Consider the following 15,736-nt stretch of genomic DNA (forward strand, 5'->3'; position numbering starts at 1 on the left):
AGTTCATCGGGACGCGGCTCCGCCCTCAGCGCCCGCGGCGCCCAGCGTGCTTCCGTCGTCCAGCAATGCTGCGGCGACCCGCTCCAGCCCCACCGACCTGGACGCCTTCACCAGCACGACGTCTCCCGGTTGCAGCTCGCTGCGCAACAGGTCGACCGCCGCCCGCGCGTCGGACACGTGCACCGACTCCTCACCCCACGAACCCTCGTTCTTGGCGCCCATGTCGAGCCAGGCCGCTTCCCTGCCGCCGACCGCCACGAGCTTGCTGACGTTGAGCCGGACGACCAGGCGCCCGACCGCGTCGTGTTCGGCGAGTGACTCCTCGCCCAGCTCGGCCATCTCACCGAGCACCGCCCACGTACGACCGCCCTTGGCCTGTCTGGCCGCGCCCATTGCGACCAGCGCTCGCAGCGCCGCTCGCATGGACTCGGGGTTCGCGTTGTAGGCGTCGTTGACGACCGTCACGCCGTCCGCGCGCTCGGTGACCTCCATACGCCAGCGGGAGAGCGTGCCGGCTTCGGAGAGCGCAGCGGCGATCTCGTCCACGGGCATGCCCAACTCATGGGCTACGGCGGCCGCGGCGAGCGCGTTCGACACGTGGTGCTCACCGTACAGCCGCATGGTCACATCGCTGCACCCGGAGGGTGTGTGAAGCGTGAAGGCAGGCTGACCGAGGTCCGTGAGCCGGACATTCTCGGCACGTACGGCCGCGTCCTCGGCCTCACCGAACAGGACGGTGCGGGCCCTGGTGCGCGGCGCCATGGCGCGGACGTACGGGTCGTCGGCGTTGAGCACCGCGATCCCGCCGTCCTCGGCCGACGGCAGCGCCTCGACGAGTTCGCCCTTTGCCTCCGCGATCTTCTCGCGGCTGCCGAACTCGCCCACGTGCGCGCTGCCGACGTTGAGCACCACACCGATCCGCGGCGGGGTCAGCCCGGCGAGGTAGCGGATGTGGCCGACGCCGCGGGCGCCCATCTCCAGCACCAGGTGCCGGGTGGCCGCGTCGGCGCGCAACGCGGTCAGCGGGAGGCCGATCTCGTTGTTGAGGTTGCCCTCCGGCCAGACGGTCGGGCCGTGCCGCTGCAGCAGCTGGGCGATCAGGTCCTTGGTGCTGGTCTTGCCGGCCGAGCCGGTCAGGCCGACGACGGTGGTGCCCAGCCGCTCGACGACGGCGCGGGCGAGCGCGCCGAGCGCGGCGGTGACGTCGTCGACGACGATCGCCGGCACGCCGACGGGGTGCGCGGCCAGGACGGCCACCGCACCGGCCTCGACGGCGCCCCGGGCGAAGTCATGGCCGTCGACGCGTTCCCCGGCGAAGGCCACGAACATCCCGCCCGGGCGCACCGCGCGGGAGTCGGTGACGACGGGCCCGGTGACCTGGCGGTCGGCGTCCGGTATGTCGTACTGCTGCCCGCCGACGATCCTCGCGATCTCGGCGAGGGACAGGGAGATCACCGGTCACCCCCGACGAGGGGCGGGCGGTGACGGCGGAGGCATTGTGCGCGCATGGCGGTGTGTCATCCCTGGTGGTTCGGCTGCGATGAGTGCGGCGATTTCAGCGAGTCCTCGATGGCCTCGCGCAGCACCTGGCGGTCGTCGAAGGAGCGGACCACGCCGGCGATGTCCTGGCCCTGCTCGTGGCCCTTGCCGGCGATGATCACGGTGTCGCCGGGCTCGGCGCGGGCGACGGCCGCGGCGATGGCGGCGGCCCGCTCCTCCTCGACCAGCACCGTGCCGCGTTCGTGGACCGGCACCTCGGCGGCGCCCGCCAGCATGGTGGCGAGGATCGCGAGCGGGTCCTCGTTGCGGGGGTTGTCGGACGTCAGGATGGCCGTGTCGGCGAGCCGGGCCACCGCGGCGCCCATGGGGCCGCGCTTGTGCGGGTCGCGGTCGCCGCCACAGCCCAGCACGGCGTGCAGCTTGCCTTCGGTGACCTTGCGCAGGGCGCGCAGGACCGATTCGACGGCGTCGGTCTTGTGGGCGTAGTCGACCACCGCGAGGTACGGCTGGCCGGCGTCGATGCGCTCCAGGCGGCCGGGGACGCCGGGCACCGCGGCCACGCCGTCGGCCGCGGTCTGCGGGTCGATGCCCGCGACGACCAGCGAGACGATCGCGGCGAGCGCGTTGGCGACGTTGAACGGACCGGCGATCGGGGAGGCGGCGCGCAGCGTGACGCCTTCCGGACCGTGCACGGTGAAGGTCGAGCCGAGCGCGCCGACCTCGACGTCCGCGGCGCGCCAGTCGGCGTCCGGGTGGCCCTCGGCGGAGAAGGTGGTGACCGGGACCTCGGACTCGCCCTCGGCCAGCCGGCGGCCGTACTCGTCGTCGAGGTTGACCACTCCGGCCCGGCTGCGAGCCTTGGTGAACAGCTGTGCCTTGGCCTGGAAGTAGTCCTCCATGCCGGAGTGGAACTCCATGTGCTCCGGGCTGAGGTTGTTGAAGATCGCCACGTCGAAGACGCAGCCGTCGACCCGACCCAGGACCAGGGCGTGGCTGGAGACCTCCATGGCCAGTGCCCGGACGCCGCGCTCGCGCATCACCGCGAAGAGCGCCTGCAGGTCGGTGGCCTCGGGGGTGGTGCGCTCGGACTTGATGCGCTCCCCGCCGATGCGGGTCTCGACGGTGCCGATCAGGCCGGTCAGGCTGCCGTCGCCGCGCCGGGCCGCCTCGGCCCGCAGACCGCCCTCGATGAGGTAGGCGGTGGTGGTCTTGCCGGAGGTGCCGGTGATGCCGATCTGCAGCAGGTCCTCGCCCGGTGCGCCGTAGATCGAGACGGCCAGGGCGCCCATCCGTGCGCGGGGGTTCTCCACGGCCAGGACCGGCAGGCCGGTCGCGGCGGCGCGCTCGACGCCCGTCGGGTCGGTCAGGATGGCCGCGGCGCCGAGGTCGGCGGCCTGGGCGACGAAGTCGGCGCCGTGCAGGCGGGCGCCGGGCAGTGCCGCGTAGACGTCGCCGGGGCGGACCGCCCGCGAGTCGTGGGTGATGCCGGTGACGGAGACACCGGCATGGGCCGCCGCGGGCGCCGGGGTGCCCAGCTGCTCGGCGAGGTCGGCCAGGGGTGTGGGCCGGACCTGGTCAGGGCGGGGAGCCCCCGGGTACTTGCCGGGGCCGCCCTTGTCGGCGTGCTGGGGTTTCGGGGACTGATCAGCGTGTGACACGGCGGTGAGCGTACCGGGCTGGGCGGGCCCGGGGCGAAGTGAGGGCCGTGGGCGGGTGCAGTGGCGCGGTTCGGGGGCACCGTCGGGGGTGATGGTCGTCACGGCGGAATTGCCTCGATTTCATTGGCCTGGCGTGAAGGTGACCGGCAGCCTCGGGGGCTTGGCGCCGGTCGGCGGGACCTGGAGGGTTTTCAGCGCGAACGCCATGACCTGCTGGTAGATCGGACCGCAGACCTGGCCGCCGAAGTAGCTGCCCCTGGTGGGGTTCTGTACCGCGCAGTAGACCGTGAGCCGGGGCTTGTCGGCGGGCGCGAAGCCCGCGAAGGACGCCGTGTAGCCGTGGTAGCGGCCGGTCTTGGGGTCCACCCGGTTGGAGGTGCCGGTCTTCCCGCCCACCCGGTAGCCGTCGATCTTCGCCTTGGCACCGGTGCCCTCCTCGTCGTCGACGACGGACTCCAGCATGGTGGCGAGGGTGCGCGCGGTCTTCGGGCTGACCACCCGGCTCCGGTCCGGCCGGGGCGCCGGGGCGTAGTGGCCGTCGGGCCCGGTGGCGCCGCGGACCAGGGTGGGGGCGATCCGCTCGCCACCGTTGGCGATCGTGGAGTAGACGGAGGCGGCCTGCACGGCGTTCAGCGAGAGCCCCTGGCCGAACGGGATCGTGTACTGCTGTGAGGTGTTCCAGGCCTGCGGCTTGGCCAGGATGCCGTCGGTCTCCCCGGGGAAGCCCAGTCCGGTGGGCCGCCCGATGCCGAACTTGTGCAGGTAGGAGTAGAGGACCTGGTTGGCCTCGGGCTGGGTCCGGCCGAGCTGGCCGGCCGCCAGGATGGTGCCGATGTTGCTGGACTTGGCGAGCACGCCGTTGAGCGTCAGGTGCCAGGTCTCGTGGTCGACGTCGTCCGCGAAGAGCCGGTCGCCGCGGTGCAGCCGGTTGGGCACGGTGACCCGGGTGGCGGGGGTGGCGACGCCCTCCTCCAGTACGGCAGCCATCGACATCAGCTTGCTGGTGGAGCCGGGTTCGAAGGCGTCGGAGAGCGCCGCGTTGCCCAGCGCCTCGGGGTCGGAGCCGGCGAGGTCGTTGGGGTCGAACGCGGGCGCGTTGGCCAGCGCCAGGATCTCCCCGGTCCGGGTGTCCTGGACGACGACGTAGCCGCGGTCCGCCCCCGAGGCCCTGACCTGCTTGGTGATGGCCTGCTGGGCCGCCCACTGGATGTCCCGGTCGAGGGTCAGCTCGACGTCGGAGCCGGGGACCGCGGGGTGCTCCTGGGTGTCGGCGGTGGGAACCCGCCGGCCGCCGGACTGGGCGTAGACGAGCTTGCCGTCCTTGCCCGCCAGCTGCTTGTTCAGCAGCGCTTCCAGGCCGCCGCCGCCCTTGCCGGCGCCGTTGACGAAGCCGAGGACGCCGGAGGCCAGGTCCTTGTTGGGGTAGAGCCGCTTGCTGTGCTTGTCGGCGAAGATCCCGAGCAGCACGTCAGGGCGGGGCGCGTTCTTGGGAGCGGCGGCGGCCTGGGCGTCCAGGGTCTTGCGGAGGCCCTTGATCTTCTTCCAGACCTGCGGGCTCTGCTGCCGGGCGAGCAGGGCGTAGCGGACCTTGGGCTGGTCGAGCTTCCTGGTGAGGGCGGCCCGGTCCTGGTGCAGGATCGGGGCGAGCAGCGCGGCGGCCCGTTGCGGGGCGTCGTCGATCCTGGTCCGGTCCGGTGCCAGCAGGCTCGGGTCGGCGGTGATGTCGTACGCGTCGACGGTGGTGGCAAGGTCCACGCCGTTGCGGTCGGTGAGGGCGCCGCGCTCGGCGGCCAGCTTCACCGGCACATAGCGGTTCTCGTTGGCCTTGGCCGCGTACGCCCCGGCGTCCACGGCCTGGACCTGGAAGAGCCGGACCACGAAGACCAGCATGATCAGCGTCAGCCCGAGGGAGACCAGCCGCAGCCGGGGGCGGGGGCTGCCCAGGCGGAGCACCGGCGTGCCGGTACGGGGGCCGGGGCGCCGGGCGGTGGTGCCGGCCCGGGGTGCGGGGCGCCGGGCGGCGGGCGGGCGGCCGGTGCGGCCCCGGGCGGGACCGCCGCGCTGGGCGGGGCGCGGTACCCGGCGGGGGTCCCTGGGCTCGGTCATGCCGCGGTCACCTGCCGGAGGTCGTCGGGGAGAGGGCGGTCGCGGAGCGGGGTGCCGGGGCGGCGTTGCCGGCCGCGGGGCGCGGAGCGGCGGGGGCCGGAGGGTGCGAGGGGGCGGACGGGCCGGAGGCCGGCGGCACCGGACTGCCCTGGGCGTGTGCGGCGCCCGGTGTGCTCTTTGGCCCCAGGGTGCCCGAGGAGGCGGGAACCGGGCGCTGGACGGCGGGCGGGGCGACCGGTGCCACCGGCGGGCCGGACGGCGCCCGCGGGACGGTCATGCCCAGGAGGGCGGCCGCCGACGGCTGGGCGGCGGTGCTCAGCGGCGTCCCCTCCGAGGTGGCCACTCCCGGCTTGCCGAGCACCCGGCCGTCCGGGAGCAGGAAGGCGGGGCTGCCGCCGGGGACCATCCCCAGCCGACGGGCGCGCCGCTCCAGCTCCCCCGGGGCGGAGTACCCGTCGACCTCCTGCTGCAGCGCCTGCTGTTCGTCGGTCAGCTCGTCGGTCTTCTTCTCCAGCCTGCTGAGCTCGAACGACCCTTGGTTGAGCGCGGAGTTGAGCAGCAGCAGGGTGATCAGCCCGGAGCCGAGCAGCACGACGATGAGCAGGACGAAGGGCGCACGGGCGGCGGTGCGCGGGGCGGCGGCGGACGGGAACAGCGCGGAGAACCGCTTCTGCCCGCCGCGCGGCCGCCCCTGGCCTCTCACGTGCCGTCCTCGACGTTCTCCCGGATGCGCTCGGCGCCGCGCAGCCGGGCGGGCGCGGCCCGGCGGTTCTCGGCGATCTCCTCCTCCGTGGGCAGTTCGGCGCCGCGGGTGAGGAGCTTCAGGCGGGGCTGGTAGCGCTCGGGCACGACCGGCAGACCGGGCGGCGCTGTGCTGGTCGCACCGGCCGTGAGGACCTGTTTGACCAGGCGATCCTCCAGGGACTGGTACGACAGCACGGCGATCCGGCCGCCGACCGCGAGCGCCTGGACGGCCGCCGGAATGGCCCGTTCTACGCTCGCCAGCTCAGCGTTGACCTCGATGCGCAGCGCCTGGAACGTCCGCTTGGCGGGGTTGCCGCCGGTGCGCTTGGCGGCCTGCGGCAGCGCGTCACGGATCAGTTCGACCAGCCGCGCGCTGTTGGTGAACGGCTCCTTGGCGCGCTCGCGGACGACGGCCGCGACGATCCGCTTGGCCTGCTTCTCCTCCCCGTAGGAGCGCAGGATCCGCACCAGCTCACCGGGCGGGTAGGTGTTGAGGACCTCGGCGGCGCTGATGCCGGTCGTCTGGTCCATCCGCATGTCCAGCGGGGCGTCCTGCGCGTACGCGAAGCCGCGGTCGGCCTCGTCGAGCTGCATCGAGGAGACACCGAGGTCGAACAGCACGCCCTGGACGCGGGGGATCCCGAGCCGGTCGAGCACCTCGGGGAGCTGGTCGTAGACGGCGTGCACCAGGGTGGCGCGCTCGCCGTACGGCGCCAGCCGCTCCCCGGCGAGCTTGAGGGCGGACGGGTCGCGGTCGAGGGCGATCAGCCGGGCCTCGGGAAAGGCGGAGAGCAGCGCCTCGCTGTGCCCGCCGAGGCCGAGCGTGCAGTCGACGACGACCGCGCCGGGCTCGGTGAGCGCGGGGGCGAGCAGGTCCAGACAGCGCTGGAGCATGACCGGTACGTGGCGGGTGTTGTTGCCGCTCATGCGCCGGCCCCGTGGTGCTCGGCGGGCCCGCACACGCGGAGCGCGCACCTCTTCCTGATTCGCTCGCTGCGCTCGCTCATATGCCTTCCGATGGGGTGGGCGGCAGGTGGGTCCCCGGCCGCTGGCTGGGGGTGCCGCACGTACCGCTTGGTCCCCGCCCGCTCTGAAGGGGAAGCGGCCCTCCGGCGACGGGGAAGTGACGTCGGAAGACCTTGGGAGCGGGAGGAGGCCGAGCCGTACGTACGCGTCGCGCACGCGAGGAGTTCGGTATCCGAGGAGAGCGTCACGCCTCCCACTTCGCGCCACTTTAGTCCACCGGCCAGCGCGGTCAATCAACTGGTTGCGCGCGTCCCCCGGTGGCTTTCCCACGGGCGTTCCGGCCGGCTCCTCACCCGTACGGCGGGGGCGCATCCGGGCCTGTGCATTACCTCACAAGGGGTGACGTTGCCCCCTATGCCCCGCCTCTCGTGCGGCCGGCCGGGCCGTCGAGGATTACCGTGAATCCATGTCCATACCTGCCTCTTCGCCGCTGCCCCCGTCCGCCGACCGCACCGCCGACGCCGGCGGCTCGGTCACCGACCGCCTCGTCGAGGCGAACCAGCGCTACGCCGCCTCCTTCACCGACCCCGGCATGGACGCCCGCCCCGTCCGTCAGGTCGCCGTCGTGGCCTGTATGGACGCCCGGCTCGACCTGCACGCCGCCCTCGGCCTCGAACTCGGCGACTGCCACACCATCCGCAATGCCGGCGGTGTGGTCACCGACGACATCATCCGCTCCCTGACGATCAGCCAGCGCGCCCTCGGCACCCGCTCGGTCGTCCTGATCCACCACACCGGCTGCGGTCTGCTGAGCCTGACCGAGGACTTCCGCCACGAGCTGGCGGAGGAGGTGGGCCAGCGTCCGACCTGGGCGGTGGAGGCCTTCCGCGACCTCGACGAGGACGTGCGGCAGTCCATGGAGCGGGTGCGCACCTCGCCCTTCCTGCTGCACACCGACGATGTGCGCGGCTTTGTGTTCGACGTGCAGACCGGCCTGCTGCGGGAGATCGCCCCCCAGGCCTGACCTGCGGTGCCGGCCCGGCCGATGGGCGGGGCCGGCACCGTAACGCCTGGTTCGCCGGGAAGGCCCGGATTCGAATTGGCGAGTTGTCCACAGGCCATGACGCGGGACGGCGCGGGCGGCAAGAATGCGTAGGTGACGTCGCCCCCGGCCGATTCCGGGGACGGCTCATTCGGGGAGGGGCCGGGTCCGCATCAGGAGGCATCGGCCCGTGATTCAGGGCCGAGGAGGGCCGAGTGACGACGTATGACGAACGAGCGAGCCTTGGGGCTCCCCCCGCGCGCGCAGAGCCGAGCGCAGGGGGAGATCTGACCACCACCGCCGAGCGGGTGCACCGGTCGGTGGAGAGCGTGATCGAGGGCAAGCCGGAGGTCGTACGGCTCGCGCTGACCGTGTTGCTGGCCGAGGGGCACCTGCTGATAGAGGACGTGCCCGGCGTCGGCAAGACCATGCTCGCCAAGGCGCTGGCCCGTTCCATCGACTGCTCGGTGCGGCGCATCCAGTTCACCCCGGACCTGCTGCCCTCCGACATCACCGGCGTCAGCATCTTCGACCAGCAGCAGCGGGACTTCGAGTTCAAGCCCGGCGCGATCTTCTCCCAGCTCGTCATCGGCGACGAGATCAACCGCGCCTCGCCCAAGACCCAGTCCGCGCTCCTGGAGTCGATGGAGGAGCGCCAGGTCACCATGGACGGGCAGACCTACGAACTGCCCAGCCCCTTCATGGTCGTCGCCACCCAGAACCCGGTGGAGATGGAGGGCACCTATCCGCTGCCCGAGGCCCAGCGGGACCGCTTCATGGCGCGGGTGTCCATCGGCTACCCCAGTCCCGCCGCCGAGCTGCAGATGCTCGATGTGCACGGCAGCGCCTCGCCGCTGGACGCGCTCCAGCCGGTGGCGCACGCCGACGACGTGCTGAAGATGATCGACGCGGTGCGCGAGGTGCATGTCGCCGAACCGGTCCGCCGGTACGCCGTCGACCTGGTGGCGGCCACCCGCAGCCACCCGGAGCTGCGCCTGGGCGCCTCCCCGCGGGCGACCCTGCACCTGCTGCGCGCCGCCAAGGCCTCCGCCGCGCTGCTGGGGCGGGAGTTCGCCCTGCCGGACGATGTGCAGGCGCTGGCGGTGGCGGTGCTCGCACACCGTCTGCTGCCCACCGCCCAGGCCCAGTTGAACCGCCGTACGGCCGAGACGCTGGTGCTGGAGATCCTGCAGCGCGTCCCGGTCCCCGACCCGTCCGCGCCGTCCTGGCGGACACCCGGCCGGCGGCCGCCGGGGGTACGGGGGCTGTGATGACCGGAGGGGGGAGCGAGGGAACGCCGCAGCAGGGCGCGCTGCGGGCGGCCTTCGGAGGGCTGACGACCCGCGGCAGGTCGTTCCTGGCGGCCGGGCTGGCCGCCGCCGCGTGCTCCTACGTCCTCGGGCAGCCGGATCTGCTGCGGGTCGGTCTGCTGCTCGCGGCGCTGCCGCTGGTGTGCGTGCTGGTCCTGCACCGCACCCGCTACCGGGTCGCCGGCAGCCGTACGCTCTCCCCCGACCGGGTGCCTGCCGCCACCGCCTCCCGGGTCCTGCTGCGGATGGAGAACCTCTCCCGGCTGCCCACGGGCGTGCTGATGCTCCAGGACCGGGTGCCCTACGTCCTCGGGCCCCGGCCGCGCTTCGTCCTGGACCGGGTCGAGGCCGGCGGTCACCGCGAGGTGTCCTACCGGGTCCGTTCCGATCTGCGCGGCCGCTACCCGCTGGGGCCGTTGGAGCTGCGGCTGTCCGACCCGTTCGGCATGTGCGAACTCACCCGCTCCTTCAGCTCGTTCGACACCCTGACGGTGGTTCCGCGTACCGAGCCGCTGCCGGCCGTCCCGCTGGCCGGCGAGACGGCCGGCCACGGCGAGGGGCGGCTGCACTCGCCGGCGCTGGCCGGCGACGACGACGTCATCCCCCGCGGCTACCGGCACGGCGACGACCTGCGCCGGATCCACTGGCGGTCCACCGCACGGCACGGCGAGCTGATGGTCCGCCGGGAGGAGCAGCCACAGAAGGCGCGCTGCACGGTCCTGCTCGACACCCGCGAGTCGGCCCACCGGGGCAGCGGACCGGACTCCGCCTTCGAGTGGGCGGTGACCGCGGCCGCCTCGGCGGCGGCGCACCTGCTGGAGCGCGGCTTCTCGGTGCGGCTGCTGACGGACACCGGTCAATGCGTGCCCGGCCCCGACAGCACCGGCAGCTCGGACTCCGCCGACACCGCGGGCCTGCTGCTGGACACCCTCGCCGTGCTGGAGCACTCCGAGGAGGAGGGTCTCTCGGCGGCGTACGACGTGCTGCGCGGCGGCGAAGGACTGCTGGTCGCCTTCTTCGGCGACCTGGACGAGGAACAGGCCGCGGTGGCCGGGCAGATGCGGCGGCGCAGCGGTGCGGCGATCGCCTTCGTCCTGGACGGCGAGGCCTGGCACCGCGGCCCCGGAGGCATCGGATTCACCGCCGGACAGGTCCCGGTGGCCGAGCGGCTGCGGCTGCTGCGGCAGGCCGGCTGGACGGCCCTGCCGGTAGTCCCCGGGGACACCCTCGCCGGGCTGTGGCGCACGGCGGCGGACCAGGCCGGCGCGGTGTCCGTGCGGGTGGCGGACGAGGGCGGCGACGCGTACGGGGCCGCGCGGGCGGCGACAGGGGGCCGGTCATGACGGGGCAGGTACACAAGGGGCGCCGCGGGCCGTCCGCGGACGGGCGCGGACGGAACGGAGCGTGGGCATGAGCGGGCGGGTGCGTCTGGCGCTGTGTGCGGTGGTGGCCACCCTCTGTTCCGCCGGTGCGCTGCTGCCGCTGGTGGACCCGGTGACCTGGCTGTTCCAGGCCGCCGTACTGCTGGCGATCATGACCGCCACGGGCGCGCTGGCCCGCCGGATCCCCCTGGCCGGGCCGCTGACCATCGGCGCCCAGGCCCTGGTCGTGGTCCTGATGCTGACCGTGCTGTGCACACCGGGCGAGGCGATCCTCGGACTGATACCGGGCCCGGACGCGCTCGCGGAGTTCGGCCGGCTGGTGCACTCCGGTGTGCAGGACGTCGGCCGGTACGCCATCCCCGCCCCGGTCACGCCGGGCATCCGGCTGCTGCTGGTCACGGGGGTGCTGCTGATCGGCCTGGCCGTGGACGCGCTGGCGGTCACCTACCGCAGCGCCGCACCGGCCGGCCTGCCGCTGCTGGCCCTCTACTCGGTGGCGGCGGGGCTGTCCCAGGGCGGCGCGGGCTGGCTGTGGTTCCTGATCGCGGCGGCCGGCTATCTGCTGCTCCTGCTGGCCGAGGGCCGCGACCGGCTCGCCCAGTGGGGCCGGGTCTTCGGGGCGCCCGGCCCGGGCCTGCCGGGCAGCGGACGGCTGCCGGCAGCCGGGGCGGCCGGGCCGGCCCCGTTCCGCACCGGCCGTCGGATCGGGGCCCTGGCGCTGGGGATCGCGCTGGTGGTGCCCGCCGCGCTGCCCTCGCTAGACGGCGGGCTGCTCGGCCCCGCGGGCGGCGGGAACGGCCCCGGCGGCGGAGGCGGCACCATCTCCGCGGTGAACCCCCTGGTGTCGCTGCAGGACAGCCTCAACCAGCCCGAGGACAAGGAGGTCCTCAACTACCGCACGACCGCCGCCGACACCCGCGACCTCTACCTGCGGATCGTCGCCCTGGACCAGTTCGACGGCGCCTCGTGGAAGCCGTCCGAGCGCACGGTCACCGACGTCCCCGAGCGGCTCCCCGAGCCGGCCGGCCTCAGCTCCGCTGTCGACCGCAACCGCATCAACACCTCCATCTCGACCGCCGGCTGGTACGCGCAGAACTGGCTGCCGCTGCCCTACCCGGCGTCCAGGGTGGACATCACCGGCCGCTGGCGTTACGAGCCCCAGGGCCGGACGCTGGTCGGTGACCGCGGGCAGAACACCCGCGGTCTGCAGTACCAGGTCGAGAGCCTGCAGGTCCGGCCCACCTCGCGGCAGCTGGCCACCGCCCCGGCGCCGCCCGCGGACCTGCTGCGCGAGTACACCAAGGTCCCGGGCTCGCTGCCGCCGGTCGTACGGTCCACGGCCCGGCGGATCACCCATGGCGCACCGACCGCCTACGCCAAGGCCGTGAAGCTCCAGGACTGGTTCGCACTCGACGGCGGCTTCAGCTACAACACCGATGTGCGGGCGGGCAGCGGCTCCCAGGCCATCGCCCGGTTCCTCCAGGACAAACAGGGCTTCTGCGTCCACTTCTCGTTCTCGATGGCGGCCATGGCCCGCACCCTGGGCATCCCGGCCCGGGTCGCGGTGGGCTTCACCCCGGGTGTCAAGCAGCCCGACGGCACGACCTCGGTCGGCCTCAAGGACGCGCACGCCTGGCCCGAGCTGTACTTCCAGGGCATCGGCTGGACCCGCTTCGAGCCGACCCCGAGCCGGGGCAGTATCCCGGACTACGCCTACCAGGACACCTCCGGTCCGGCCGACACCGGCAGTCCGGCGCCCGAGCCCTCACGGGAGCAGGCGCCCTCGGACGAGCCGTCGGCGGCGGCCTCCTGCAGCCCCGGCGACCGGCACGTCGGTTCCTCAACGGTGGGGTGCGTGACGGTGCCGGAGGTGTCCGGTGCGCACCCGGCGGAGGGCGGTCCGTCGCCCTGGGCGGTGGCCGGCCTGGCGCTGGCGGCCCTGCTGGTCCTGCTGCTGCCCGCGGTCCCGCTGCTGTGGCGGCTGCGGGTCCGCTCCCAACGGCGGGCGGCGGGCGGCGCGGACGGGGGCGGCACGGCGGCCACCCTGGCCACCTGGCAGGAGCTGCTGGACACCGCGTGGGACTTCGGCGTCCTCCCGGACGATGCGCTCACCCCGCGCAAGGCGGCCGCCCGGATCGTCCGCATCGGGGAGCTGGCGCCGGAGGCCGCCGCTGCCGCGTACCGCGTTGCGGAGGCGGTGGAGCAGGCGCTCTACGCCCCGCAGCCCCGTGCCACGGCCGGCCTGGTCCAGGACGTGGAGCAGGTGCGGGCCGGTTTGCGGTCCGCCGCGACCCGTGGCATACGACTCCGCGCCCTGCTGGCCCCGCGCTCCGCGGCCCGGCTGCGCCGGGCCTGTTCGACCCGTTGGGCGTCGCTGCTGCACCGGCTGCGCACCCGCCGTCCGGTGGCCGTGGTGCGCCGGGCGGTGGCCGTGCTCCGGCCAGGGCGGCAGCGGGTGTGACGCCGGTGTGAGCCCGCGCTGCCCGCCCTCGGCGCCGCCCGGGGCAGCAGCGGCCGTCCGGAGTGTGCGGGCGGACGCCAGGGTCGTATGGGTGCCAGGCATGTGCGGACTGGGCGGACGGCCAGGGCACGTGCGGGCGTGAGGCCCTGTGCGGGCGTCTGCCGCGTGCGGACGAGAGGGCGGGGCCTGTGCACGGACGAGGGCGGGCGGACGGCAGCTGGTACGAGCAGAGGCCGGGAGACGCGGCCGGTTCTACGAGGCCGGGTGCGGGCGTGCAGGCCCGCCCGGGGCGACGGCGTGCCGCCCGCCCTTCCCGGACCACGGCCCCGCCGCCTCCGGCCGGGCACCCCACATCGGGCACCGGCCCTGGGCACGGCTTACCCCCGGCCACCGGCCCTGGGCACCGGACCTCGGCACTGGACGCGGCTTGCCCCTGGGTACCGGCTCCGGGCACCGGACACCGGCCGTGGGCACTGCCTGCCCCCGAGCACCGGACATCGGCACTGCGCACCACCTGCCCCTGCGCACCACCTGCCCCCTGGGCATCGGCGCGCGGTATCCCGCCCCGCATCCACGGAGCGTGGCACCACCCCTACAGACGTGTGGTGGCCGCCCGACAGGATCGGGCGGCCACCACACGAAGCGCGAGAAGGGCGGAGGGCCGGGGCGCGGGGGCGCGGGATGAAGAAGGCCGGAGGGCCGGTCCGGCCCGCCGGCTCAGTGGCCCTGTTGTTCGTCCCGGCGCCGCTGCCAGCGGTCCTCGATACGGTCCATCATCGAGCGGCGCTGCCTGGACTGACGGCGTACCGGTGCCCCCGGGGCGCCGGCGGCGTGCCGCTCGCCCGGCTTGGGAGCCTTGCGCCATCCCGTGACGGCCAGTACGGCGCAGCCGAGCATGACGAGGAAGCCCACCACGCTGATCCAGATCTGCTGCGCGACCATGCCGGCCATGAGCAGGGCGATACCCACCAGGAAGCCCGCGACCGCTTGGTAGACCCGTCGCCGGGTGTACGTACGCAGCCCGCTTCCCTCAAGCGCTGTCGCGAACTTGGGATCTTCGGCGTACAGCGCTCGCTCCATTTGCTCGAGCATGCGCTGCTCGTGCTCCGAGAGCGGCACGGAGTCCTCCTACTCGTCGGTCGCGGGGGGCGACCGGGTGCGACCCTTTCAGGATAGGCAGGGATTCGCCCCCGTGAAACCCGCCCCTCAACGCCAATTCACGGTCCGGGCCGCCGCTGCGGCCGGTGGTGATGCTGCCTGCATTCCCCACCCGCCGGTCCGTCATGCCGGAACGTCGTACCCCGATCATACGGGGCGAAGAGGCTGATCGGGTGGCCTGTGGCCGACTGCACGCGGTGGCCGGACGCGCAACCGGAGTCAGTCGCGCTCCGCCAGGACGTGCAGCTGGGTGGCCACGGAGTGGAAGGCGGGCTGCTCCGCGGCGGCGGCCTCCAGTTGCAGCAGGGCGTCCATCGCTCCCGGCTCGGTGTCCACCAGCACGCCCGGGACGAGGTCGGCGAAGACCCGTACGCCGTGGACCGCGCCGACCTGGAGGCCGGTGCCGGTGACCAGCTCGGTGAGCTGCTCGGCGGTGAACCGGCGGGGCATCGGGTCGCCCTCGCCCCAGCGGCCCGCGGGGTCGGTGAGCGCCTGGCGGGCCTCGGTGAAGTGCCCGGCCAGGGCGCGGGCGAGCACCGCGCCGCCCAGACCGGCGGCGAGCAGGCTGAGGGTGCCGGCCGGGCGGAGCGCGTCGACGGCGTTGCCGATGCCCTCGGCCGGGTCGTCGACGTACTCCAGGACGCCGTGGCAGAGCACGGCGTCGTAGCCGCCGCGCTCGACGACGTCGAACAGGCCGTGGGCGTCGCCCTGGACGGCGCGCACCCGGTCGGCGACGCCGGCCTCGGCGGCGCGCCGCTCCAGGGCGAACAGGGCGTTGGGGCTGGGGTCGACGACGGTGACGTGGTGGCCGAGACGGGCGACCGGTACGGCGAAGTTGCCGGTGCCGCCGCCGGTGTCGAGGACGTCCAGGGCGTCGCGCCCGGCGGCCTTGACCCGGCGCTCCAGGGCGTCCTTGAGGACCTCCCAGACCACGGCGGTACGAAGGGAAGCGCGCGGGCGCAGCTGGTCAGACACGGCGGGTGGCTCCTCGGCGGGGGCATGAACATCCAGTTGCCCACCACCCTATTCCGTTCCGGGGCGTCCGCCGATCGCGGAGCCTGCCGGAGCAGCCAGGAGCTTCCCGGAGCGGCCCGGGATGCGGCGCACCTCTCCTTTCCCTCCCCCGGAGCCCCGCCCCTGCCCACCCGCCCGCTCCGCCACCACTCCCCCGCGCGCCACCGCCCCCCCGTCGGGACACGGCTGCTGCCCCGTGGGCACCGCCGCCCCGTCGGGACACCACAGCTTCCTCATGGGGCACCGCCACGCACGTCGGGACACCGCACCTGCCCTCCCGCGGCACCGCCACCCACACCGGGACACCGCACCTGCCCTCCCGCGGCACCGCCACCCACACCGGGACACCGCACCTGCCCTCCCGCGGCACCGCCACCCACGCCGGGACACCGCAG

The 15,736-nt window shown here is 74.3% G+C and carries 11 protein-coding genes; 4 read left to right on the top strand and 7 right to left on the bottom strand.

The genetic code is table 11. From position 1 onward, the window contains the following. Positions 1 to 3: 3 nt before the first annotated feature. From murF to rsmH, 5 genes are all read right to left on the bottom strand, one after another. The gene (gene murF, locus AB0G84_RS16160) at positions 4 to 1,455 is read right to left on the bottom strand and encodes a UDP-N-acetylmuramoyl-tripeptide--D-alanyl-D-alanine ligase (protein ID WP_361320486.1); all 1,452 of its coding nucleotides are present in this window, start codon (positions 1,453 to 1,455) and stop codon (positions 4 to 6) included. Between the two features lie 62 nt (positions 1,456 to 1,517). Next, positions 1,518 to 3,260, bottom strand: coding sequence for a UDP-N-acetylmuramoyl-L-alanyl-D-glutamate--2,6-diaminopimelate ligase (locus AB0G84_RS16165; RefSeq protein WP_361320488.1), 1,743 nt, complete (start codon positions 3,258 to 3,260; stop codon positions 1,518 to 1,520). Between the two features lie 18 nt (positions 3,261 to 3,278). Next, positions 3,279 to 5,264 (bottom strand): penicillin-binding protein 2, encoded by a 1,986-nt coding sequence (locus AB0G84_RS16170; protein WP_361320490.1) that lies wholly within the window; start codon positions 5,262 to 5,264, stop codon positions 3,279 to 3,281. Positions 5,265 to 5,271: 7 nt separating this feature from the next. Beyond that, a complete protein-coding gene (locus AB0G84_RS16175; RefSeq protein ID WP_361320492.1) occupies positions 5,272 to 5,967 on the bottom strand; it encodes a septum formation initiator family protein in 696 nt (231 codons plus the stop codon). Then, positions 5,964 to 6,935 carry a 16S rRNA (cytosine(1402)-N(4))-methyltransferase RsmH gene (gene rsmH / locus AB0G84_RS16180; protein WP_361320494.1) on the bottom strand — a complete coding sequence of 324 codons (972 nt, stop codon included), beginning with the start codon at positions 6,933 to 6,935 and terminating at the stop codon, positions 5,964 to 5,966. The genes AB0G84_RS16175 and rsmH overlap by 4 nt, the downstream gene beginning before the upstream one ends. A gap of 505 nt (positions 6,936 to 7,440) precedes the next feature. On the opposite strand from rsmH, the gene AB0G84_RS16185 reads away from it, so the two are divergent. The 4 genes from AB0G84_RS16185 (at position 7,441) to AB0G84_RS16200 (ending at position 13,169) form a co-directional block, all read left to right on the top strand. Continuing rightward, complete coding sequence (locus tag AB0G84_RS16185; RefSeq protein ID WP_361320496.1) at positions 7,441 to 7,998, top strand: carbonic anhydrase; 558 nt, start codon at positions 7,441 to 7,443, stop codon at positions 7,996 to 7,998. A gap of 305 nt (positions 7,999 to 8,303) precedes the next feature. Continuing rightward, positions 8,304 to 9,287 carry a MoxR family ATPase gene (locus AB0G84_RS16190; protein WP_361320571.1) on the top strand — a complete coding sequence of 328 codons (984 nt, stop codon included), beginning with the start codon at positions 8,304 to 8,306 and terminating at the stop codon, positions 9,285 to 9,287. Further along, entirely contained in the window at positions 9,287 to 10,669 is a 1,383-nt protein-coding gene (locus AB0G84_RS16195) for a DUF58 domain-containing protein (RefSeq protein ID WP_361320498.1), read from the top strand. Before AB0G84_RS16190 ends, AB0G84_RS16195 begins: the two co-directional genes overlap by 1 nt. A gap of 67 nt (positions 10,670 to 10,736) precedes the next feature. Beyond that, positions 10,737 to 13,169: a DUF3488 and transglutaminase-like domain-containing protein gene (locus AB0G84_RS16200; RefSeq protein ID WP_361320500.1), complete on the top strand. Its 2,433-nt coding sequence runs from the start codon at positions 10,737 to 10,739 to the stop codon at positions 13,167 to 13,169. A gap of 717 nt (positions 13,170 to 13,886) precedes the next feature. On the opposite strand, the gene AB0G84_RS16205 is transcribed toward AB0G84_RS16200, so the two are convergent. Continuing rightward, positions 13,887 to 14,288, bottom strand: coding sequence for a DUF3040 domain-containing protein (locus AB0G84_RS16205; RefSeq protein WP_361320502.1), 402 nt, complete (start codon positions 14,286 to 14,288; stop codon positions 13,887 to 13,889). Between the two features lie 258 nt (positions 14,289 to 14,546). Next, the gene (locus AB0G84_RS16210) at positions 14,547 to 15,302 is read right to left on the bottom strand and encodes a methyltransferase (protein WP_361320504.1); all 756 of its coding nucleotides are present in this window, start codon (positions 15,300 to 15,302) and stop codon (positions 14,547 to 14,549) included. Positions 15,303 to 15,736 lie beyond the last annotated feature (434 nt).

The organism is Streptomyces sp. NPDC020742 (genome assembly GCF_040641675.1).
Lineage (GTDB): Bacteria > Actinomycetota > Actinomycetes > Streptomycetales > Streptomycetaceae > Streptomyces.

Coding starts and splice junctions, on each gene's coding strand:
- rsmH (WP_361320494.1), bottom strand. CDS start 6,935: ATGAGCGGCAACAACACCCGCCACGTACCGGTCATGCTCCAGCGCTGT.
- AB0G84_RS16195 (WP_361320498.1), top strand. CDS start 9,287: ATGACCGGAGGGGGGAGCGAGGGAACGCCGCAGCAGGGCGCGCTGCGG.
- AB0G84_RS16170 (WP_361320490.1), bottom strand. CDS start 5,264: ATGACCGAGCCCAGGGACCCCCGCCGGGTACCGCGCCCCGCCCAGCGC.
- AB0G84_RS16185 (WP_361320496.1), top strand. CDS start 7,441: ATGTCCATACCTGCCTCTTCGCCGCTGCCCCCGTCCGCCGACCGCACC.
- AB0G84_RS16200 (WP_361320500.1), top strand. CDS start 10,737: ATGAGCGGGCGGGTGCGTCTGGCGCTGTGTGCGGTGGTGGCCACCCTC.